23 protein-coding genes are annotated in these 21369 nt (G+C 60.4%); 7 read left to right on the top strand and 16 right to left on the bottom strand.

Going from position 1 to position 21369, the window contains the following annotated elements:
• Positions 1-134 precede the first annotated feature (134 nt).
• Positions 135-332, top strand: a complete 198-nt coding sequence (locus EL18_RS12865) for a CsbD family protein (protein WP_036485092.1) — start codon at positions 135-137, stop codon at positions 330-332.
• Positions 333-403: 71 nt separating this feature from the next.
• Here EL18_RS12865 and EL18_RS12870 read toward each other — a convergent pair whose 3' ends face one another.
• Positions 404-1468: a zinc ABC transporter substrate-binding protein gene (locus tag EL18_RS12870; RefSeq protein WP_081871231.1), complete on the bottom strand. Its 1065-nt coding sequence runs from the start codon at positions 1466-1468 to the stop codon at positions 404-406.
• Between the two features lie 96 nt (positions 1469-1564).
• Here EL18_RS12870 and EL18_RS18130 point away from each other — a divergent pair, with 96 nt between their 5' ends.
• Genes EL18_RS18130 through EL18_RS12885 form a run of 3 tightly spaced genes read left to right on the top strand, consistent with a single transcriptional unit; the run spans position 1565 to position 3591 of the window.
• Positions 1565-2392 carry an ATP-binding cassette domain-containing protein gene (locus EL18_RS18130; RefSeq protein ID WP_036485095.1) on the top strand — a complete coding sequence of 276 codons (828 nt, stop codon included), beginning with the start codon at positions 1565-1567 and terminating at the stop codon, positions 2390-2392.
• On the top strand, positions 2385-3200 hold the full coding sequence (gene znuB / locus EL18_RS12880; protein ID WP_036485097.1) for a zinc ABC transporter permease subunit ZnuB: 816 nt from the start codon (positions 2385-2387) through the stop codon (positions 3198-3200). Before EL18_RS18130 ends, znuB begins: the two co-directional genes overlap by 8 nt.
• Positions 3190-3591 carry a Fur family transcriptional regulator gene (locus EL18_RS12885; protein WP_036485099.1) on the top strand — a complete coding sequence of 134 codons (402 nt, stop codon included), beginning with the start codon at positions 3190-3192 and terminating at the stop codon, positions 3589-3591. Before znuB ends, EL18_RS12885 begins: the two co-directional genes overlap by 11 nt.
• Here the strand turns inward: EL18_RS12885 and EL18_RS12890 are convergent, their stop codons facing one another.
• Genes EL18_RS12890 through cpaB form a run of 7 tightly spaced genes read right to left on the bottom strand, consistent with a single transcriptional unit; the run spans position 3592 to position 11504 of the window.
• The gene (locus EL18_RS12890) at positions 3592-4584 is read right to left on the bottom strand and encodes a type II secretion system F family protein (RefSeq protein ID WP_036485100.1); all 993 of its coding nucleotides are present in this window, start codon (positions 4582-4584) and stop codon (positions 3592-3594) included.
• 15 nt (positions 4585-4599) lie between these two features.
• A complete protein-coding gene (locus tag EL18_RS12895) occupies positions 4600-5613 on the bottom strand; it encodes a type II secretion system F family protein (protein ID WP_036485101.1) in 1014 nt (337 codons plus the stop codon).
• Entirely contained in the window at positions 5613-7103 is a 1491-nt protein-coding gene (locus EL18_RS12900; protein WP_036485102.1) for a TadA family conjugal transfer-associated ATPase, read from the bottom strand. Before EL18_RS12900 ends, EL18_RS12895 begins: the two co-directional genes overlap by 1 nt.
• 21 nt (positions 7104-7124) lie before the next feature.
• The gene (locus EL18_RS12905) at positions 7125-8402 is read right to left on the bottom strand and encodes a CpaE/TadZ family protein (protein WP_036485104.1); all 1278 of its coding nucleotides are present in this window, start codon (positions 8400-8402) and stop codon (positions 7125-7127) included.
• Between the two features lie 24 nt (positions 8403-8426).
• Entirely contained in the window at positions 8427-9119 is a 693-nt protein-coding gene (locus EL18_RS12910; RefSeq protein ID WP_051914244.1) for a CpaD family pilus assembly protein, read from the bottom strand.
• Positions 9120-9135: 16 nt separating this feature from the next.
• The gene (locus EL18_RS12915; RefSeq protein ID WP_051914379.1) at positions 9136-10665 is read right to left on the bottom strand and encodes a type II and III secretion system protein family protein; all 1530 of its coding nucleotides are present in this window, start codon (positions 10663-10665) and stop codon (positions 9136-9138) included.
• Positions 10666-10685: 20 nt separating this feature from the next.
• Complete coding sequence (cpaB, locus tag EL18_RS12920) at positions 10686-11504, bottom strand: Flp pilus assembly protein CpaB (RefSeq protein ID WP_036485108.1); 819 nt, start codon at positions 11502-11504, stop codon at positions 10686-10688.
• A 90-nt stretch (positions 11505-11594) separates the two neighbouring features.
• Between cpaB and EL18_RS12925 the strand changes: the two genes are divergently transcribed.
• Both EL18_RS12925 and EL18_RS17985 read left to right on the top strand, forming a co-directional pair.
• Positions 11595-11855: a hypothetical protein gene (locus tag EL18_RS12925; RefSeq protein WP_152553060.1), complete on the top strand. Its 261-nt coding sequence runs from the start codon at positions 11595-11597 to the stop codon at positions 11853-11855.
• 254 nt (positions 11856-12109) lie between these two features.
• Positions 12110-12274: a hypothetical protein gene (locus EL18_RS17985; protein ID WP_161782003.1), complete on the top strand. Its 165-nt coding sequence runs from the start codon at positions 12110-12112 to the stop codon at positions 12272-12274.
• A 146-nt stretch (positions 12275-12420) separates the two neighbouring features.
• On the opposite strand, the gene rpsU is transcribed toward EL18_RS17985, so the two are convergent.
• The 6 genes from rpsU to cysG form a co-directional block, all read right to left on the bottom strand.
• Positions 12421-12648, bottom strand: a complete 228-nt coding sequence (gene rpsU / locus EL18_RS12935) for a 30S ribosomal protein S21 (RefSeq protein WP_036485114.1) — start codon at positions 12646-12648, stop codon at positions 12421-12423.
• A gap of 276 nt (positions 12649-12924) precedes the next feature.
• Entirely contained in the window at positions 12925-13452 is a 528-nt protein-coding gene (locus EL18_RS12940) for a DUF934 domain-containing protein (RefSeq protein WP_036485116.1), read from the bottom strand.
• A gap of 10 nt (positions 13453-13462) precedes the next feature.
• Entirely contained in the window at positions 13463-14215 is a 753-nt protein-coding gene (locus EL18_RS12945; protein WP_036485118.1) for a phosphoadenylyl-sulfate reductase, read from the bottom strand.
• Complete coding sequence (locus EL18_RS12950) at positions 14190-15860, bottom strand: nitrite/sulfite reductase (protein WP_036485120.1); 1671 nt, start codon at positions 15858-15860, stop codon at positions 14190-14192. The genes EL18_RS12945 and EL18_RS12950 overlap by 26 nt, the downstream gene beginning before the upstream one ends.
• A 22-nt stretch (positions 15861-15882) precedes the next feature.
• Positions 15883-16191 (bottom strand): DUF2849 domain-containing protein, encoded by a 309-nt coding sequence (locus EL18_RS12955; protein ID WP_036485122.1) that lies wholly within the window; start codon positions 16189-16191, stop codon positions 15883-15885.
• Between the two features lie 12 nt (positions 16192-16203).
• A complete protein-coding gene (gene cysG, locus EL18_RS12960) occupies positions 16204-17640 on the bottom strand; it encodes a siroheme synthase CysG (RefSeq protein ID WP_036486339.1) in 1437 nt (478 codons plus the stop codon).
• Positions 17641-17861: 221 nt separating this feature from the next.
• On the opposite strand from cysG, the gene EL18_RS12965 reads away from it, so the two are divergent.
• Positions 17862-18311, top strand: a complete 450-nt coding sequence (locus EL18_RS12965; protein ID WP_036486341.1) for a baeRF12 domain-containing protein — start codon at positions 17862-17864, stop codon at positions 18309-18311.
• Between the two features lie 36 nt (positions 18312-18347).
• On the opposite strand, the gene EL18_RS12970 is transcribed toward EL18_RS12965, so the two are convergent.
• Positions 18348-19097: an SDR family NAD(P)-dependent oxidoreductase gene (locus EL18_RS12970; RefSeq protein WP_036486343.1), complete on the bottom strand. Its 750-nt coding sequence runs from the start codon at positions 19095-19097 to the stop codon at positions 18348-18350.
• 60 nt (positions 19098-19157) lie between these two features.
• The gene (locus tag EL18_RS12975) at positions 19158-21323 is read right to left on the bottom strand and encodes a transglycosylase domain-containing protein (RefSeq protein WP_244444598.1); all 2166 of its coding nucleotides are present in this window, start codon (positions 21321-21323) and stop codon (positions 19158-19160) included.
• Positions 21324-21369: the final 46 nt, after the last annotated feature.

Below are 21369 nucleotides of genomic sequence, written 5' to 3' on the forward strand. Positions count from 1 at the left end.
AAGCACGGCAGAGCAGCACATCAATGGAGCGACGATTTATCGGGTGTGGCCGGGAACAGCCACGCCTTCCAGACGTTTGATGAGCACCAGGTTTCTTCGCTCCAGGACGGAGCGACCAGAGAAGGAGACTAGCGATGAACTGGAATCAGATCGAAGGAAATTGGGAACAGTTCAAGGGCAAGGCCCAGCAGCAGTGGGGCAAGCTAACCAATGACGACCTCGATGTCGTGAAAGGCAATCGCACGGAATTGGCAGGCCGCATTCAGGAGCGCTACGGCAAGACGCAGGAAGAAGCCGAGCGCGAAATCGACGATTGGGCCGCCAACCACTAGCAGCGTCGCCAACTTATGGCGATGCGGCCCTGCGGCATCCCTCGGCCGCAGGGCTTTTTTGCTGCGCCTGTCTAGCCCCTGGAGGCATCCAGGCAGCCTGCGAAGCCGTCGCCCAGCCCTCGCAGAAGGGCCGGATAGAGGCCCGGACCGTCGTCGATACCAGCGCCAACCGGATCAAGTTCGCCGGCGCGCGCCTGCGTTCCCTCTATTACGACTTCGACTATGCTGCCGTCGAACTGCGGTTCGGAGAAGACGCAGGCAGCGTCAATCTCGGCCAGTTTCTCCTTGATTTCCTGCAGTCGCTTTGCACCTGGCATGGTTTCCGGGTTGATGGTGATGGAGCCGGCGGGCTGCAGACCGAAACGCTCCTCGAAATATCTGTAGGCGTCGTGAAAAACGACATATGGCTTGTTGCGAACCGGTGCTAGCTTGCGCTGAAGTTCGGCTGTCAGGTTATCAAGACCACGCTCCAGTTCAGCGAGGTTTCCCTTGTAGACCGCAGCATTTTCCTCGTCTGCCGCGGCAAGTTTTTCTGCCATGTAGCGTGCCATGGCCCTCGCGTTTTCCGGGTCCAGCCATAGATGTAGGTCTATGCTGCCATGGTCATGATCTTCGTGGCCTTCGGCGGCATGATTGTCCTCGTGCCCATGATCGTCTTCATGAGAATGCGCTTCATCATGCGTATGATCATCGCCGTGGCCCTCTGCTTCATGAGCGTGATCATGGCTGTCATGATCATCATGATGAGCCTCGTGGGAATGGTCATGAGACTCGAACGCTCCACCTTCGCGCAGTTCATATTCTGTGATGCCGGGGGTCTCTACCAGGGCAACAGCCTGAGCCTCCTTGGAATGCGCCTCGAGTGCGCTGGGCATGAAGGTTTCCATGCCGGGACCGATCCAGAAGACAAGATCCGCATTCTGCAGCGCCCGGGCCTGCGATGGCCGCATGGAATAGGAATGTGGTGACGCGGCTCCGGAAACGAGCAGATCCGGCTCGCCCACCCCTTCCATGAGAGCTGCGACAAGGGAGTGGACCGGCTTGATCGATGCCACCACCTTCGGCTCGGCAACGGCTTGCGCGCCAGCCCAAGCGACCATGCCGACGGTAAATGCCAGCAGCGTTTTCAACCTCATGATGGTGTCCCTCTTGCTCAATGTAATGATATTACGTCTCAATTGCGTTATGCTATAACGTGTGTCATAGGCACTGGCAACAGGGTTCTGGTGAAGATGCTGCAGGCCAACAATCAAAGGGACGACGTGCTGGTCGTCATGAAGAATGCAGGTATCCGGCGTGGCGGGCGATGGCTCGTGCGCGGGATCGATCTCAGTGTCCGCCGCGGCGAGATCGTGACGCTGATCGGGCCGAACGGGTCCGGCAAGAGCACGACGGCCAAGACCGCGATCGGGGTTCTTGCTCCCGACGAGGGGGAAGTGAAGCGCGCCCGTCCGTTGCGCGTCGGCTACGTACCGCAAAAGGTCAAGGTCGACTGGACCATGCCCCTGACCGTCAGGCGCATGATGGAGCTGACAGGGCCATTGCCACGAAGGAAACTGGAGGCTGCGCTGGACGCTGCCGGTATCAGCCATCTGGCAGAATCGGCCGTGCAGTCGCTTTCAGGCGGAGAATTCCAGCGATCCCTGCTTGCCCGCGCCCTGGCGCGTGAACCGGACCTGCTTGTCCTGGACGAACCGGTGCAGGGCGTCGATTTTTCGGGCGAGATCGCGCTCTACCGCCTTATCCGCGAGATCCGCGACAGAACCGGCTGCGGCGTCCTTCTCATCTCGCATGATCTGCATGTGGTGATGGCCGAAACCGACACGGTTGTCTGCCTCAACGGGCATGTCTGCTGCCGGGGCACGCCTGAAACGGTCGTGGCGAGCGAGGAATATCGCACCCTGTTCGGCGCGCGGGCCGGTGAGACACTGGCGATCTATCGCCACCACCATGACCATACGCATCTGGCCGACGGCCGCGTGCGCCTTGCAGACGGCACCATTGCCGATAGCTGCGGCCATGCCCATGACCACAGCCAGGAAAGCTCTTCCGATGCTTGATGATTTCTTCGTTCGTGCATTGGTCGCCGGTATCGGCATTGCCTTGATCGCCGGTCCCCTGGGATGCTTCGTCGTATGGCGGCGCATGGCCTATTTCGGCGACACAATGGCACATTCGGCGCTGCTTGGAGTCGCGCTGTCATTTCTATTCGACATCAATCTGACGCTCGGGGTCTTTGCCGTTGCAACGCTCGCCTCACTGGCGCTTCTGTTCCTGCAGCGACGGGGAGCCTTGTCGGCGGATGCGCTCCTGGGGATCCTTTCGCATTCGACGCTGGCGCTGGGACTGGTCATGGTAGCGTTCATGAGCTGGATAAGGATCGATCTCATGGGTTTCCTGTTCGGCGACATCCTGGCAGTCTCGAAAGCCGACATTGCCGTGATCGTTGCAGGAGGGATTGCGGTGTTGGGCATTTTGGCACTGATCTGGCGCTCTCTTCTGGCCGGCACGGTGAATCCCGAGATCGCAGAGGCCGAAGGGCTTCATCCCGAGAAGGCAAAGCTTGTCTTCATGATCTTGATGGCCGCGGTCATTGCGATAGCGATGAAGATCGTGGGCATTCTGCTCATCACCTCGCTGCTGATCATCCCGGCCGCCACGGCCAGACGTTTCGCCCCAACGCCCGAAGCCATGGCCTTGATGGCCTCGGCAGCAGGCGCATTGAGCGTGTCCGGAGGGCTGATGGCCTCTCTCCAGTTCGACACGCCGTCAGGACCGTCGATCGTCGTGGCCGCACTAATGCTCTTTCTGCTAAGCCTGCTGCGGCTGAAAATGCAGCGGGCTGGAGGTTTGAACCATGACGGCTAGACCGAATCTCACGAAAAACCAGGGTCTGGTCTTGGGTGCGCTCGACACGGCCTCGGCACCCTTGAGCGCCTATACGATTCTAGATCGGCTGCGCGACCACGGCTTCAGGGCACCGCTGCAGGTCTATCGCGCGCTCGAAAAGCTTCAGGAAATGGGGCTGGTGCACCGGCTTGAAAGCCTCAATGCTTTCGTTGCCTGCGCGCACCCGGACTGCCACACGCACGAAACCATCGCTTTTGCGATTTGCGAGACCTGCGGTCAGGTCGAGGAATTCGCCGACGAAACGGTCGAGGAACGGCTGACATCGGCCATGAGGCAGCGTGGTTTCAAGCCTGCAAAGACGACGGTCGAGATCCGCGGTGCCTGCCATGCCTGCGCAAAGGCAGGCTGATCAGTTCGCGATGCCGTTGCTTTGAAGCTGAATGATTGCCGGTCCGAGGATCACCGCAAAGAGAACGGGCAGGAAGAACAGGATCATCGGCACCGTGAGCTTCGGCGGCAAAGCTGCAGCTTTCTTTTCTGCTGCGGTCATGCGCGCGTCGCGGCTTTCATTGGCGAGAACGCGCAGGGCGTGACTGACCGGTGTACCGTAGCGCTCGGCCTGAATGAGCGCCTGTGAGACGCTTTTCACCGACTCAAGACCGGTCCTGTTGGCAAGGTTCTCATATGCCTGGCGGCGCTCCTGCAGGAAGGACAGTTCGGCATTCGTCAGCACGAACTCTTCTGCGAGTTCCACCGACTGGGAGCCGATTTCTTCGGCAACGCGCCGAAGTGCCGCTTCGACAGACATGCCGGATTCCACGCAGATAAGCATCAGATCAAGCGCATCCGGCCAGGCTTTCTGGATGGACACCTTGCGTTTGGAGGCACGGTTGTTGACATAAAGCACGGGTGCATAGAAGCCTGCATAGGCTCCGAGAATGCAGACAAAGACCTTCATGAAGAGCGGCTGACCGTCGAGGGAATTCAGCACGAAGACATAGAAGATCGCGATCGCCGCACCGACAAATGGCAGCATGAGACGGAAGAACAGAAGCTTGGTCAGCGGATTCTGCCCACGAAAGCCTGCCATGCGAAGCTTGTTGACGGTTGCCTCGTCGGCAAGAGCGCGCTTCAGGTCCAGCCGGTCGACAATCGTGCGGATCGAGCCCCCGTCCTGCTCGCGCAGTCCCTTGCGGCGGCGTTCCGCTTCGGCTGCAAGGCGGGCCCGCTGCTTGGCACGAAGCTCGTCGCGTTCCAGCGCGACCGAGCGCATCCGCGACTTCAGGGTATCGCCGCTCGAAACGGGAAGGAGCGTGAAGATGGTGGCAAAAACCGCGATGCCCACGAGCAACGCGATAAGGAAATCCGGGTCCAGAAGTGTACGGGCAACTGAATCAGACATGCGCTTGTGCTCCGCCTAGACCTCGAAATTCATCATCTGCCGCATCACGAAGATGCCGACACTCATCCAGACCGCAGAGGCCGCGAGGATGAGGTTTCCCGTGCCTGTCGTGAACAGCGGCAGGATATAGCTCGGGCTGGTCAGATAGACGAGAAACGCAACGATGATCGGAAGTGACCCGATGATGTAGGCGGAAGCCTTCGCTTCCATCGAAAGTGCCTGCACCTTGGCCTTCATCTTCTTGCGGTCGCGCAGAACCTTGGACAGATTGCCCAGCGCTTCGGAAAGATTGCCGCCAGCCTGGCTCTGGATCTGGATCACGATGCCGAAAAAGGCAGCTTCCTGAGACGGCATCGTTTCGGGCATGCGAAGGGCGGCTTCCGCCGTGGACATGCCCATCTGCTGCGATTCGACAATGCGGCGAAATTCACCACGGACGGGCTCTGGCGATTCACTTGCAATCATGCGGATTGCATCGTTGATCGGCAGACCGGACTTGACCGAGCGCACGATCACGTCGAGCGCATTGGGGAACTCGTTCAGAAATGCCTTTGCCCGACGCTTGCGCATGAAACCGATGATCCAGCGCGGAAGGCCAAGGCCGCCTACCAGCATTGCACCGGGCACAGCAAGGAGTGGTGCGCCCAGAACCAGGGCCATGAAGCCGCACACCAGCGAAGCCAGGCCGGAATAGATGTAGAACTTCTCGATGGAGAGCTCGAGACCTGCCTGGCGGATCTGCACCTTGAGCGGCGGACTCTTTGCGTATTTGTCGCGATCCTGCTGCCGCTTGTCCAGGTCTTTCAGGGAGTCCTGAATGTTCTTGCGGCGCTTGGCCTGCTCGGCAACACGGTCCCGGCTGGCCTTGATCGCACCGCGATCCGTCTCGGCGCGCTTGACGGTCTCAAGCCGCCTCTCGACCTTCTTCTCGCTCGATATCGTGTTGAAAAGAAGCGCATAGGCAAGCGCGCCGGCGCTGCAAGCTGCCAGCACGATAATCAGGAGAACAGTGGGGTCGATGCCGAACATCAGTTAGCCGCCTTCTCCATTGCTTCCAGCGAATTCGCCAGGCGCTGCTCCTCGTTGTAGTAGCGCGCCCGATCCCAGAAGGAGGGACGGCCAACACCGGTCGAGACATGCTTTCCAAGGATGCGCCCCTGCGCGTCTTCACCCTGCATGTCGTAGAGAACCAGATCCTGGGTGATGATGACGTCGCCTTCCATGCCCACCACCTCGGTGATGTGGGTGATACGGCGCGAACCATCGCGCAGGCGTGCCGCCTGGATGATGACATCCACTGAACCGACGATGATTTCGCGCACGGTCTTCTGCGGCAGGCTGAAGCCACCCATGGCGATCATGGATTCCATACGGTTCAGGCATTCGCGCGGGCTGTTGGAGTGGATCGTGCCCATGGAGCCGTCGTGGCCGGTATTCATGGCCTGCAGAAGATCGAAAACCTCCGGGCCACGAACCTCACCCACGATGATGCGTTCGGGGCGCATGCGCAGACAGTTCTTCACCAGGTCGCGCATGGTGACCTCGCCTTCGCCTTCAAGGTTCGGCGGGCGGGTTTCAAGGCGCACCACATGCGGCTGCTGGAGCTGAAGTTCGGCCGAATCCTCGCAGGTGATGACGCGCTCATCACGGTCGATATAGTTGGTCAGACAGTTGAGCAGAGTCGTCTTGCCCGAACCGGTACCGCCCGAAATGATGGTGTTACAGCGCACGCGACCGATGATCTTCAGCACCTCGGCACCTTCGGGAGAAATGGCACCGAACTTGACGAGCTGATCAAGCGTCAGCTTGTCTTTCTTGAACTTACGAATGGTCAGCGAAGCGCCATCAATGGAAAGCGGCGGTGCGATGACGTTCACACGGGAACCGTCCGGCAGGCGTGCGTCACAGATGGGGCTCGATTCATCAACGCGGCGGCCAACCTGGCTCACGATGCGCTGGCAGATGTTGAGAAGCTGCTGGTTGTCGCGGAAGCGGACCGGCGTCTGCTCGACCTTGCCGTTGACTTCGATATAGACCTTCTGGGCACCATTCACCATGATATCGGCGATGTCGTCGCGGGCCAGAAGCGGCTCTAGCGGACCGTAGCCCAGGACGTCGTTGCAGATATCTTCGAGCAGGTCTTCCTGTTCGGAAATCGACATCGCGAGGTTCTTGATCGCGATGATGTCATTGACGATGTCGCGGATTTCCTCGCGCGCGCTGTCAGGGTCGAGATTGGCAAGCTGCGACAGATCTATCGTGTCGATCAGCGCGGAAAAGACCTGGCTCTTCGTGTCATAGTAGTTCTCGCCACGTTCGCGGGCGGCACGCGGCGGTGCCGGCGGCGGCGGTGGAGGCGCGGGTCTGGGAGCGGGTGCTGCAGCAGCCGGCTTGTCGGGTTTGGGCGCTGCCGGTTCGGGGGCAAGCACGGCGTCATCGCCATGCGGCGCGGGAGCAGCCGGTGCTGCTGGCCGCGGCACATCGCCAAAACTGGTGGTCGAGCCTCTTCTGCCAAACATGCTAGTACCCGATCGTTGGAATTACTTCTTCTTCGCGATCCGTTCGAGAAGGCTAGCAAGGCCCGCCTTCTTTTTCGGCTTCACTTCACGCCTGCCCGTCAGGACATGCGCCAATTCGTTGAAAGTGGTGACAATGGCGTGGTCGCGTTCCATCTCGGCCAGCATGCGCCCATTGTTGGCGGCATTGCCAAAAAGCTGAGGCTCGAACGGGATCACCGCGAGCGGCTCGATGCCCAGTGGCTCGGCGAAATCCGCAGCGGTGATTTCCGGACGCTTGGGAACGCCAACCTGGTTCAGGATCAGCTTTGGCGGCCCGTCATTCGGGCGCAGCTTCTTGAGCATGTCCACCAGGTTCTTGGTGTTGCGCAGATTGGCCAGTTCGGGCGTGGCCGTGATGACGACCTCGTCGGCGCGCGACAGGGTCGTCTTCGACCAGCTCGACCAGATATGAGGCACATCGAGCACCACATGCGGCGCAGTGCGCTGAACCGTGTCTATGATGGGTGTGAAGGCTTCGCCGTCAAAGTCATAGGTACGGTCGAGCGTCGAGGGTGCAGCAAGCAGCGACAGATGCTCCGCGCACTGGGCCAGCAGGCGATCGAGATAGACCTCGTCGATTCGCTCGGGGGAGAAGACCGCCTCGGCGATACCCTGTGCGGGGTCCTGATCGAAATTGATGTTCGCCGTCCCGAAGGCGAGATCCAGATCGGCGACAACCACTTCACTTTCGAACAGCGTCGACATGCCGAAAGCGATGTTGTGCGCGATGGTCGACGAGCCAACGCCGCCCTTCGCGCCCACGAAGGCGATGGACTTGCCGAGTGGCTCTGCTTCCGGATCCACGAATATGCCGGAAATGATCGCCACGATGTCCATCATGGAGATTGGGGCGACGACATATTCCGAAACGCCGGCGCGGATCAGTTCGCGGTAAAGCCACACATCGTTGTAGTGGCCGATGACCACCACCTTGGATGACGGATCGCAGACTTCCGCCAACTGTGCGAGTTGCGCGAGAAGTTCCCTTGGCTCGGCACGCGATTCAACGATCACCAGATTGGGTGTGGCAGCGGTCTGGTAGAATTCCACCGCCGTGGGAACTCCGCCCTGATGCACCTTCACATGTGCCTTGGCCATCCGCCGGTCTTCGGAAGCCCGCTCGATGGGGTTTCCGACAGCTTCGGTTTCACAGAAGGCCTGGATGGAGATGCGCGGCACCGGTCGTAGCGACTTCAGCGTTGCATCGGTCGCAGCCGTGATCGTATCCTGCGGGTCGGTTTCGTAGGCGAGATCGCTCATATCGTCTTCCTCAATCCATCGCCTCTAGTCGTAGTCGACTTCAGAACGTGAGCGGAAATCATCGGATACAAGACGATCCTTGTAGTCGGTGATGGCAGCATCACGGTTCTCGGCATCAATCGGCGTCATCTCACGCGGACCAAGGAAGTCCATCGGGTTCGCCACCTGCGCTGCGAGATTGTTCTGATAGGAGCAGCCGAAATTCTCCCAGTTGCGGTTTTCTTCCGTCTTCAGGAGGTCCGAAGGCCAGCGCCCACACTGTCCAACCTGCGCCTTTACACGCGAGTAGCTGAGCCGGATTGGCGCGGCGCGGTCGGGCTGAGCCTGGTAATTGAGAAGCTGGATCTGACCGGCATGAACACCGCGCCGAGCGATGTAGTCACGGAAGTCACGTGCCACATCAAGTGCGGCTGCAGAATTCGCTGCTCCGGCCGGGACCAGGATGGACACGACGGAGCCGCCGCTTTCGGCATAGTTCGACAGGAAGCCGGAAATGGCGGCTTTCTGCTGATAGGTCATGCGGTTGGACGTGGATGCAACGGGAAGGTCCAGCACCTCGACACCTTCGGCGATAACGATCGGATGGCGCGTGCGGTAGTCTTCCGGCACTGAGCCGACGATGACCGAGTCGCGCTTGGCCGCACATCCGGCCAGCAGACTTGCGAGCACCACCGCCAGAATGGGCATGCCCCGCTTCATTTCCCCCAGAACGATCATGGCAACCGGTCTCCGATCACTTGTAGATGTAGCCAACGACGCCGTGATAGCGGCCGTCAGGCAGGTCTGTTTTCATGGTTCCGTAGACGCGGTTGACGCGCCCCAGGAAATATCCGGCAGCATCGCTGGCGGGGTTAAAATTGTCGTCCGGCTTGGCAAGTGCCGTGCGCTGCGTCGGGCGAGACAGGTATGGCGTGACGATGATCACGAGTTCCGTCTCGTTGCGCACAAAGTCGCGGCTGCGGAAAAGGGTGCCGAGCACCGGGAGCTTCGACAGTCCCGGCATGCCGTTGATGGATTGGCGCACATCATCCTGAACGAGGCCGGCAATCATCATCGAACCGCCGGAAGGAAGCTCGACCGTCGTATCGGCCAGGCGCTTGCGGATGGACAGGATGTTCATGCCCTGCAGCGAACGAGCGCCTTCCAGCGTACCAGCCCCCTGCATGGTGGGCTCCGAGACCTGGGTGCGGACCTTCAGACTGATGCGGCCAGCAGAAAGCACCGTAGGCTGGAACTCCAGACCAACACCATATTCGACTTCCTTGAACTCGTAGGTCAGACGTCCTTCTTCATCCACATCGCGGCCATTGACCATCTGGAACGTGCCGCCAACCTTGAAGGTCGCCTTCTCGCCGGAAACAGCCGTCAGGGCCGGTTCGGCGAGCGTCTTCATGACGCCGGCCTGCTCCATAGCGTTGAGATAGGCCGACACCAGAGATCCACCGACGCTGCCGCCGCTTGAAGAAAGCGGCTTGCCGAGACCGAAAGCTGCTTCGGACACCGCACCCCAGGTGATGCCGTCCACGCTGCCATTGCCGATCATGTTTACGCCGAGCTGCTTCATGACGGTACGGCTGACTTCGGCGACCGTGACCTTCAGCGTCACCTGATCCTCGCCGATGATCTGCAGCATGTTGACGATGCGCGACTGCTGGCGTTCGGAATCGGGATTGTCGATGGAGACGCCGCCGCCATCGGTCGGAGCGGCTGCGCTTTGTGAATACTGGCCGGTCGTGGCCTCACCGCCGGTCACGAAAATCTGCGCGAGCTGGGCTGCGCGCGAGGCATCGAGCGGCGTCTGGACCGTGCCGGTGAGCACGACATTGTCGTTGATGAGTTCGACATCGATGTCGGAATTCGGGATATAGCGCTGGAGATAGTCTTCCAGACCCGCAACGTCCCGCTCCACCGCGATGTCGAGGCTTGCGATCTGCTGTCCATTGGCACCAAAGACGAAGATGTTCGTCTCACCAACCTGCTTTCCAAAGAGATAGATGCGCCGAGCCGTGCGGGTGATCGCATCAGCAACTGACGGATTGGCGACCAAAATGTCATAGGCATCTGCAGGCAGGTCGACGACGAGCGACTTGTTCAGGCCGAGTTTCACACGCTCATGGGCGCCACTCACGCGCACCACACCTTCGGCAGCCTGCGCGGGAACGGCAATGGGTGCGACGGTGCTGAAGGAAGCGACCAGAGCGAGGGCCAGGGCTGCCTTGCGGGCTGGACCGCGGCGATAGATGCTGGTGCGTTGGTTGGACATGGTCTTATCCGGCGTCATCATCATTTCCGGGTCCCCACTTCGGACATCTCGCCCGACTTGATCAGCCGCACGGTGTTGCCACGCCCCGTTCCATTGACGAGGTAGAGGCCATCTTCCTGCGGGTCTTCGTTGGTGTCTGCGATGGAGCGCAATGAAAGAGTCAGGCGGTCGGCCATCTGCTGGGCAACCGTGATCACTTCCGCCTGCTCGGGCGAGAGCTCGAGCGTTGCTGTTTCACCGACGCGCACGCGACGTCCCTCTTCATCTTCCTGGATGGTCTGGTCGATGGCGAGCACGCGGATGTTCTTCAGGATCGTTTCGGTGACGAAACCGTCGGGCGATGCGCCGGAGGCAGCGTCAGCGCGGCGGGTCATGATGACGTCGACATAGTCATTGGGCAGGATGAAACCGCCTGCCGACGTCTCAGCGGCGATCTGCGTCGCGACCGCGCGCTTGCCGGGCGGCAGGATGGCGGACATGAAGCTCTGGCCTTCGCCAATCAGTTTGGCGCGGCGCAGGGGCTCGCCAGCATAGAGCGCGAGGCGTGCCACGGCATTGCGCAGGTCCTCGACTGCCTCTGGCTGGCTATCCCGGGTGATAAAGGTGTCATTGATCGATTCTTTTGGCCAGGACTGCCAGCGCACCGCGCTGCCAATCATCTCGCCCATCGGCACATCCTGCGCCATGACGAGAACCTCGCTCAATTCGATCTGAGGCTCGGCCTCCACCGTCTCGACAACGACAGGCGCCGGCTTCGAGGCCAGGTTCTTGGCCATGTAACCCGCCGCGACGGCCGCGAATACGGCAACGCCCAGAATCAAGATGCGGGATTTACTCATTATGTCCGCCCCTTATAGCCCCATAATTTGCTTGTCGGGGGACAGATTGCGCTGCCAAACGTCAAATTAAGGTTAACGAACCCATTACGGTTGTCATTAACAGGACCTTATCGCGGAAAAGATGTTCCCCACCCGGCGGCGGCCTTTGCAACGCAGGTGAGTTTCTTCGGAACCAATTCGCATCTGTCTGGTTTTGCCACCCTGTCCAGCGCTTTTGGCGCGGGCGGCAATGTTGCTTTTGAAGCAGATGCCTGCATATGGCGGCAGTTCAATCTCGAGTTTGATGGCTTTGCTCTCTGCCTGCACAAGGCAGTGGCAAGGCCGCGGCCTAAACAGGACGAAGCCGATTGAACTGGTCCCTGGAATGATCCGTAAAGTTTTACGCAAACTTTACCATGATCACTGCAAGCTCAATGCCTTACCCATCGAGCTGGGAACGTATTCCCAGATGGCGGGTTAGTTTCCCGAGACGAACGTCAATATCCGGTACGGGAAAAACATGGATACACCGGATCTGGTTTGAACGCGTTGGCGCAGAACTCTGCTGTTGGCGCAGGTAAAGAATGCGAGGAACTATGCAAAAGGATCGGTCAACGGCAGAGGTCTTGAGCCGCCAGATCCGCCATGCGGAAAACGCGCGGTTCCTCCGTCGCATGCCCGGCTTCACGCTGGACCAGTCTGTGCCACAGGAGATCGAGACGCTTCTGGGCAAACTGCAGGAAGTTGAAGAAGGAACTTCCGAGCGACGCGGCAAGCAAAACCTCACCTGACATCACGACCAAGGCAATACGACCTGGCCCCAAATCCCGAACAGAAAAAAAGCTGCGGCCCGTAGGCGGCAGCTTTTTTTGAGCTGACCTCTCCTGCCTGCGAGCCACAAAGGCGCGGCAGGTGGGCAGCTATTGATTTGACGCTATCAGGCTGCGCGCTTCTTCTTCGGAAGCAGGCCTTCACGCTGCGCCTGCTTGCGCGCGAGCTTGCGCGAACGGCGAACAGCTTCTGCGCGCTGACGCGCACGCTTTTCGGAAGGCTTTTCGTAAGAACGGCGCGCCTTCATCTCGCGGAATACACCCTCGCGCTGCATCTTCTTCTTCAGCACTTTGAGAGCCTGATCGACATTGTTTTCGCGTACAACTACCTGCAATGGACTTCCTTCATTCTGTTGGCGTTTCACTGGCGTTTTACAGGCCAAACAAGGCCCAACACCGGAACGGTGCTGACGGCGGCGGTGGGCCGCCAAAATCCAGGGCGACTCAGAGAAGCGCGAAGGTTAACACACTCCACGCCAAAAGCCCACCCTCGACATGCTTCACGAGATCGCGACAGCCGGGAATGGATGATTGCCGTGACATTCCACGGCGAGTAACGCGTCTATAGCCCAGATGTTTCAGTCAGGCGAGCAGGAAATGCAGGCCTTCGCTCACCCTGCCAGACGCCGCCAGGAATACCCGCCCGATGCCGGAGCTGTACGCGCGGCCGGCTGATAGGCATGGGCGATACCGCCGAGGTCACCCCTGGCCAGCCGCTCGATCGTAGGCTGATGACTGACTTCAAGTACCGTGAAGCCCACGCGCAGCATGTGTGCAACCTGATCGAGCAGCACGTCACCGGTGGCGCGAAGTTCACCCTTGTAGCCGTGTCGTTCACGCAGCAACTGCGCCTTGGAGTAGGAGCGGCCATCCGTATAGGCTGGGAAAGCCAGGGCGATCATCGGCAGCCGGGCCAGATATGGGAGAAGCGCGTCGACGGCCTCACCGGGCTGCAGCTCGACGCCGATCCGGCTAATGATCATTTCGCGCTGAGCATCCTCAAACGAGAGGAATGTCTCGAGCGTGACGAGCATCCTTGCGGAAGCCGCACCGTCTTCCAGAGTTTCAACGCGCGTATACGCATTTTCCTTGAAACCATCCAGCGTCCAGAGACTTGGCGTGTGAGCCTTGTCACTCATTATATTCTCCTTACGCCGCGGATGTCAGCGAGCGTTCAAGCTGTGGCAGGTGGATGCCGCATTCGGTCTTGGTCTGGCCCGCCCAGCGACCACTGCGCGGATCCTCACCCGGCTGCACCGGCTGTGTGCAGGGAAAGCAACCGATCGACAGGTAGCCGAAGGCAACCAGCGGGTTCTCGCGAAGCTTCTGCGCGCGCATGTAATCGGCCTGATCCTGCGTGGTCCAACGGGCCAGCGGATTGATGCGGATACGCGGGCCTACCGCCTCGAAGACCGGCATCTGCGCGCGCGTCTGCGCCTGGTGACGCTTGCGGCCCGTGAACCACGCCGCATAGGGTTCCACAGCACGGGCCATGGGTTCGACCTTGCGGATTTCGCAGCACAGATCCGTATCGACCTTGTGCAGCTGGCTGTCGGGGTCATGCCTTGCGAGCGGCTCATCCTGCGGATGCACGATCACGAGATTTTCAAGGCCCAGATCGGCCGCCAGCTGATCGCGATATTCCAGCGTCTCACCGAAGTGGTGACCGGTGTCGAGAAAAGCGACGGGCAATGCCGGGTCCACCTGAGCAATGAGATGCAGAAGAACGGCAGAATCAGCACCGAACGAGGAGACTGTCGCGATGCCTCCGTCAGCGGCAAAGCGCTCTGCGCTCAGGCGGATGATCTCGCCCGCATCCAGCTCACCATAGGCCGCTTCAAGGCGCGCAGCTTCCTCAGCAGCGAGTGCCTCGGCGTTACGCAGCTTTTGCTTCTCGTCCATAAAGCGCCTCCTTGAAGGGTGCAGCACCAACGCGGCGATACGCAGCCAGGAAGGTTTCTTCCTTGCCGGTGCGCAGGCCGAGATAGGTGTCGACCAGGGTTTCGACGGCATCGACGATCTCGTCGGGGCCGAATCCGCGACCAATGATTTCGCCGATGGAGGTGTTTTCGTCACCCGAACCGCCCAGCGTGATCTGATAGAGTTCGGCGCCCTTCTTCTCAACACCCAGAATGCCGATATGGCCGACATGGTGATGGCCGCAGGCATTGATACAGCCGGAGATCTTGAGTTTCAGATCGCCGATTTCTTCCTGACGCTTCTGGTCACCGAAGCGCTGCGAAATCTGCTGCGCCACGGGTATCGAGCGTGCATTTGCAAGGGCGCAATAGTCGAGGCCGGGGCAGGCGATGATGTCGGTCACCAATCCTGCATTGGCGGTCGCCAGACCGATCTCGACCAGGCGATCGAACAATGCCTTGAGATCGGCGCGCGCCACATGCGGCAGGACCAGATTCTGCTCATGACTGACGCGGATTTCATCGTGACCGAACTCTTCGGCCAGCCCTGCGATCGCGTCCATCTGGTCCGCAGAGGCATCACCGGGCACTTCGCCGATGCCTTTCAGCGAAATCGTGACGGCGGCATAGTCCGGATTTTTGTGGGTGTGCAAATTGCGGCGAAGCCAATCGGCGAAGCCGGGATTTGAGGCCGCTTCGCGTGAAAGGATTGCCTCGCCCTCGGGACGATCCGGCAGAGCCGGTGGCGTGAAGTAGCGTTCGATCGCTGCCACATCGGCTTCGGGCAGGCTTAGCTCGCCGCCTTTCAGATGCTCGAATTCCTGCTCGATCTGGGCTTTGAGCTCTTCCACGCCGGTCTCGTGAACCAGGATCTTGATGCGCGCCTTGTACTTGTTGTCGCGGCGGCCATTGAGGTTGTACACGCGCAGAATAGCGGTCGTGTATGACAGGAGATCTTCTTCGGGCAGGAAATCGCGCACCTTCTTGCCAACCATAGGGGTGCGGCCAAGACCACCACCGATATAGACGGCAAATCCGAGCTCACCTTTCTCGTTCTTCTTCAGATGCAGGCCGATATCGTGAACCTGTACGGCAGCGCGGTCACGCTCTGCACCTGTCACAGCAATCTTGAACTTGCGCGGCAGATAGGAAAATTCCGGATGGACCGTCGACCACTGACGCAGAATTTCCGCATAGGGACGCGGGTCGGCGACTTCGTCGGCGGCAGCACCGGAAAAGTGGTCGGCCGTGACATTGCGTATGCAGTTGCCCGAGGTCTGGATGGCGTGCATCTCGACCGATGCAAGAAGCTCCAGGATTTCCGGAATATCGCCGAGAGCCGGCCAGTTGAACTGGATGTTCTGGCGCGTCGTGAAATGGCCGTAGCCCTTGTCGTAATTGCGGGCGATATGGGCAAGCATGCGCAGCTGGCGCGGTGCGAGCGTGCCATAGGGGATGGCGATACGCAGCATATAGGCGTGAAGCTGCAGATAGACACCATTCATCAGGCGCAGCGGCTTGAACTGGTCTTCGGTCAAATCACCTGCAAGGCGGCGTTCCACCTGATCCTTGAACTGGGCGACGCGCTCCTTGACGAAGGCGTGGTCGAACTCGTCGTAACGGTACATGATATTTTCCCTGACGCTTTCTCTAGCCGTTTGCCGCTGCTTGCGGGCGTGCCTGCTTGCCGAAATGCAAATGTGTGGTCGGACCTTCCGCGCGGATCCGTTCACGCAGACGGATTGGGCGAATTGCCCCGTCGACCAATTCGACGTCGATGAGGTTCACATCGACCACCACATTGTTGTTGAGCGACATCAATCCGACTGCCGACAGGCGAACCTCGTCATCCTTGTCATAAGCGACAACGGCCTTGTCGATGGTCTCGACCCAGACGTCGCCCTCGCCCAGCCAGACAGCCTCGCCATCTATCAATCGGTTTGCGGTCAAAAGCTTCATTTCAAATCCTCGTCAAACCAGCGCGGGCAGCTGCGGCACACGGGCATGTGCGGAAAGCGGCTCGGAATGGTTGAAATTCGCGCCGGCGACAGCGTCGCCGATGATTGTGAGAACAGGACCGGTCATGTCGCTGCGATCAGCGAGTGCCGGCAGGTCAGCGAGGGTGCCGTGCGCAAGGCGACGGTTGCCAAGGCTGGCATTCTCCACGACAGCGACCGCAGTATCCGGTGAAAGGCCTGCATCCTGCAGGCGACCGGCGACCTCGGCTGCAGTCGTGCGGCCCATATAGACCGCGACCGTTGCACCCGCCACGGCAAGCTTAGCCCAGTCGGGAAGCGCATGGCCCTTGAGGTCATGACCGGTGGTGAAAACCATCGAGGACGCCACACCGCGCAAGGTCAGCGGAAGTTCGAAATCAGCAGCGGCGGCGAAGGCTGCGGTGATACCGGGCACGACTTCATAGGAGATGCCCGCTTCGCGCAGCGCAGCCATTTCCTCGCCAGCGCGCCCGAAGACCAGCGGATCGCCGCATTTGAGGCGAACGACGCGCTTGCCTTCCCGGCCAAGCTCCACGAGCAGGGCATTGATTTCGCCTTGGGTCTTGGAGTGGCAACCCTTGCGCTTGCCCGCATGCATGCGCTCTGCATCACGCCGACCCATGGCAACAACGGCCTCCGGTACCAGCGCGTCATGAACGATGACATCAGCTTCCATCAAGAGGCGCTGGGCACGAAGCGTCAGCAGATCCTCTGCACCAGGTCCAGCACCCACCAGCGCGATATGGCCGGCTTCGCTGCCCTTGGTGGCGAGAAGCTTCTCCGTTGCGGCAACGGCACCGGCTTCATCGCCCCTGGCCATGCTGCGTGCTGTCGCACCGTTGAAGAAGGATTTCCAGAAGCGGCGGCGTGGCGCACCGCGCGGCACCGTTTCCTCGACCCGGTCGCGATAGCTTGCAGCAAGGCTGGCAAGTGCGCCAAGGGATGGTGAAAGCATGCGATCAACGGCGGCGCGGATCATCTGCGCCAGAACCGGCCCGGCTCCTTCCGTGCCGATTGCGACCGCGACGGGTGCGCGGTTCACGAGGGCGGGGGTGAAGAAATCGCACAGCTCCGGACGGTCAACGGCATTGGCAGGAATGTGCCGGGCGCGTGCATCAGCAACCACCGCCTTGTCGGCCTTTTCCTCGCCCGTTGCCGCGAAGACGAGCGTCGCGCCGTCCAGCAGGTCCGGGCCATAGGCCTGATGCAAAACCAGAACGCCGTTATCGGCAGCCCAACGCACGAGTTCCGCTTCCGGCGCAGGATCAACAACCACGACTTCGGCCGAGGACTGCGCCATCAGCCGCGCCTTTGCCAGCGCTTCGTCGCCACCGCCGATGATGACCACGCGGCGACCGTCGACGCGCATGAAGACGGGAAATGCGTTCAGTTTTGCCGTGTTGCCAGACATCTGCCGGGCCTCCTGAAAATTGAGCCCGAATTCTGGCCGTTCGGTTGCCATTTCAGAAGAAACCCACTCGCGCGCACACTCATGCTGGGCAATCGCTTTTGCGCCTTCTGCCAAGCGGACGCAAAATTCGTCCCCGTTCCCCCGCAAAGTCCCGCTTTAAGTGGAACAGCGCATTCTGCCGGACGTTGGTTTTTCGAAGCTATCTAGAAGTGGAGTTCGACATGTCCGATTTCCGGCTGAAACACGACACATGGGTCCTCGTGGCCGATGGTGAGAAAGCACTCTTCCTGCGCAACCAAGGTGACGCGGAGTATCCGAATCTGGAAGTCGTTCGTGAAATGCACGACGACAATCCGCCTACCCGCGAGCAGGGCACGGACCAGCCCGGTCGTTACTATGATGGCGGCAACACCCACAAGAGCGGCTTTCAGGAGACGGACTGGCACCGCATCGAGAAGGAGCGGTTTGCCGACGAAGTGGCCGAGCGCCTATACAAGATGGCCCATGCAGGGAAATTCGAACAAATCGTACTGGTGGCACCGCCGATGATCCTGGGAGAGCTGCGCAAGGAGCTTCACAAGGAAGTGGAAGCCAAGGTTGCCGGTGAAGTAGCCAAGACGCTTACCAACCACACCCTTCCCGACATCGAGAAGTTGCTTACAGAGCACTAGGAACGAAAAGGCCGGCAGTCATGCCGGCCTTATTCGTCAAACGTGCTGACCGCCATTTATGTGAATCTCGGCGCCGTTCACATAGGACGCCTGTTCGGAACAAAGATAGAAGATCGTTTCGGCGACCTCCAATGGCTGCCCGAGGCGGCGCAGCGGGATCTGTTCTACGATCTTTTCGGTGCCGGGCGAGAGGATGGATGTTTCGATCTCGCCGGGCGCAATCGCGTTCACACGGATGCCATGAGGCCCGAAATCCGCAGCCATCTCACGGGTCAGCGCCACAAGCGCGGCCTTGGAGGTCGCATAGGCGGTTCCCGCGAAGGGGTGCACGCGACTTCCGGCAATCGACGTCACATTGACCACCGAGCCCTTAGCGGTGGAAAGCTCCTTGAAGAGCCCTCGGGCCAGCATGATCGGGGCGAAGAAATTCACCTGAAACACATCGCGCCAGACATGCGTCGGTGTTTCAATGGAGTTCATCCGCTTGCCGCCCTCGTGCTTGGGCGAGATGGCGGCATTGTTGACGAGGGCGTCCAGACGACCGCCATTGGCAGCAAGGCGGTGGCGAATTTCCGCTATGGCTGTCCCCACGCCTTCCTGGTCGGAAAGATCCAGCTGGATATGGTCTTCAGGCCCTGCCGGCCAGGGGCAATCATCGGCGAATGCCTGGCGCGAGCAGGTAATGACGCGCCAACCCTCGCGCGAGAACTTCTTGACCGCTGCATGGCCGATTCCCCGGCTGGCTCCGGTCAGCACCAAGGTCTTGCGCTCGTCGACTTCGCTCACGGCCATTCCTCCAAAACATTTCCGCCTATGTAGAGGCTCGCGCTCATAATTGCGAGAGGATCAATTGCCCAGGAGGATGTCCAGGAGTGATTTCTTCCCGCTGCTCTCGCCCACGCCAGCTGGAGGGACCGGAGCGGACCCGGATGATGGCACAATCGGCGGAGCCGCACCGTCGCCGACGGCGATCTGTGGCTGAGGCGTGCGGGAATTCGGATCCCATTCTCCCGGCAGTGGAAAGACCGGAATGCCCTGATGCGCCTTCTCCATGAATGCGCGCCAGGCCTCGACCGGAAGCGAACTGCCGGAAGCCTTGGTCGGCGCATTGCTGTCATTGCCGAACCAGACACCGGTCACGAGATTTGCGGTGTAACCAACAAACCAGGCATCGCGCGATTCCTGAGTGGTACCGGTCTTGCCGGCGGCCGGCCAGCCGAAATCGGCTTTGCGTGCAGAGCCATATTTCACGGTGTCGGCCATCATGTGATTCATCATCCCCACCACTTCATCACTGGCAACGCGCGGAAGCGATTTGAGCTGACGGTCGAATAGGACGTCCCCGGCTTCCGTCGTCACACGCTGGATGAAATGAACCTCGGGCCGGTAACCGCCATTGGCGAAGAGCACATAGGCTGCGGTCAGCTCCAGCGGCGTCACTTCGGAGGTGCCCAGCGCGATCGATGCGTTCGCGTTCAGATCGGACTCGATCCCCAGTCGATGCGCCACCTCCACAACGGCCTTGGGCCCGACCTCCATGGCAAGCTGTGCGGCAACCGAGTTAAGCGAGCGCGCCAACGCTTCCGAAATGGTGATGGGGCCGTAGTATTTGTCCTTGTAGTTCTTCGGCTGCCACTTGCCGAAGCGGACGGGGGCGTCGTTGCGGACGCTGAAGGGCGTCAGACCATTCTCGACCGCAGCCATGTAGACGAAAGGCTTGAAGGCGGAACCGGGCTGGCGCTTTGCCTCCGAGGCGCGGTCGAACTGGCTGTTGGCATAATCGTAGCCGCCCACCAAAGCCCGCACCGCTCCGGAGGCATCTATCGAGACCAGCGCGCCCTGGCTGACCGCATGGGCCTCGCCCTGCTCGCGGATCAGGTTGCGGATGGAGTCTTCAGCGAATTTCTGAAGCGTGAGATCCACCGTCGTTTCCACCACCACATCGTCTTTCACCTCCCCGATGATGGCAGGAAGCTCCTCCATCACCTTGTCGGCGACATAGTGCTCCGAACCGGTCCAATAAGCCGCCGCGCGTGTTGCAGGTGCACTCATGGCCGCGGCGAGCTCGCTGTCGCCGATCATGCCCTGGTCACGCATCGCGCCAAGGACCACCTGGGCGCGCGCCTCGGCGGCTTGCGGATCGCGCGCCGGCGACAGACGTGAGGGTGCCTTGAGGAGACCGGCCAGCAGGGCTGCTTCGGACAGCGTTACCTGGCTGGCCGACTTGTTGAAGTAGCGGCGGGAGGCAGCTTCGACGCCATATGCACCGGAGCCGAAATAGACGCGGTTCAGATACATTTCGAGTATCTGTGCCTTGGTGTGCTTTTGCTCCAGCCAGATTGCCAGAAGCACTTCCTGCACCTTTCGCTCGATCGTGCGGTCTGGCTTGAGGAATAGGTTCTTGGCAAGTTGCTGTGTCAGCGTGGAGCCGCCCTGGGAAATGCGGCCCGCCATGACGTTTTCGGCCATGGCACGAGCAAGACCGATCGGATCCACGCCGAAATGGGAGTAGAACCGCCTGTCCTCGATGGCGATGACGGCCTGCGGAATATGCGGCGACATCTCGTGCAGACCGACTGCCTCGCCGCCTGTCATGCCGCGATTGGCGATGAGGTCGCCGCTGTTTGACAGTATCTTCACATTGGGCGGTCGGTCGGGGATGGACCAGGTGGTGGCAGCAGGCATGCGGGCACCGTACCAGGCAACCACGCCGGCACCTGCAATGCCGCCCCAGAGTGCCAGCACGAGGCCCCAATAGACGGCACCGCGTATCAAGCCGAGAAAGGAAAAGCCGCGCGACTTCCTGCGCGCAGGACGGCCGGCCTTTTTGCGCTTCTGAGCCGGTTTTGCTGCCTTTGCCTTCCGTTTGCGGCTGGGCACCACGCGGTCGCTTTCGCTCGCGCGCAGCGTGTCGCCCCGGCTCTCGCCCGGGGTGGCATCAAATACCGGTTCGATGCGTCTCCTGCGCGTTGCCTTTGCCATAAGCTCCCGTCCCGCAATCCCGTCCCGCATTCCAGGTTCCTGGAAGTCGAACGGGAACAATTTGCCTGAAAATAGG

It is taken from the genome of Nitratireductor basaltis, assembly GCF_000733725.1.
In the GTDB taxonomy this organism is placed as follows: Bacteria; Pseudomonadota; Alphaproteobacteria; order Rhizobiales; family Rhizobiaceae; genus Chelativorans; species Chelativorans basaltis.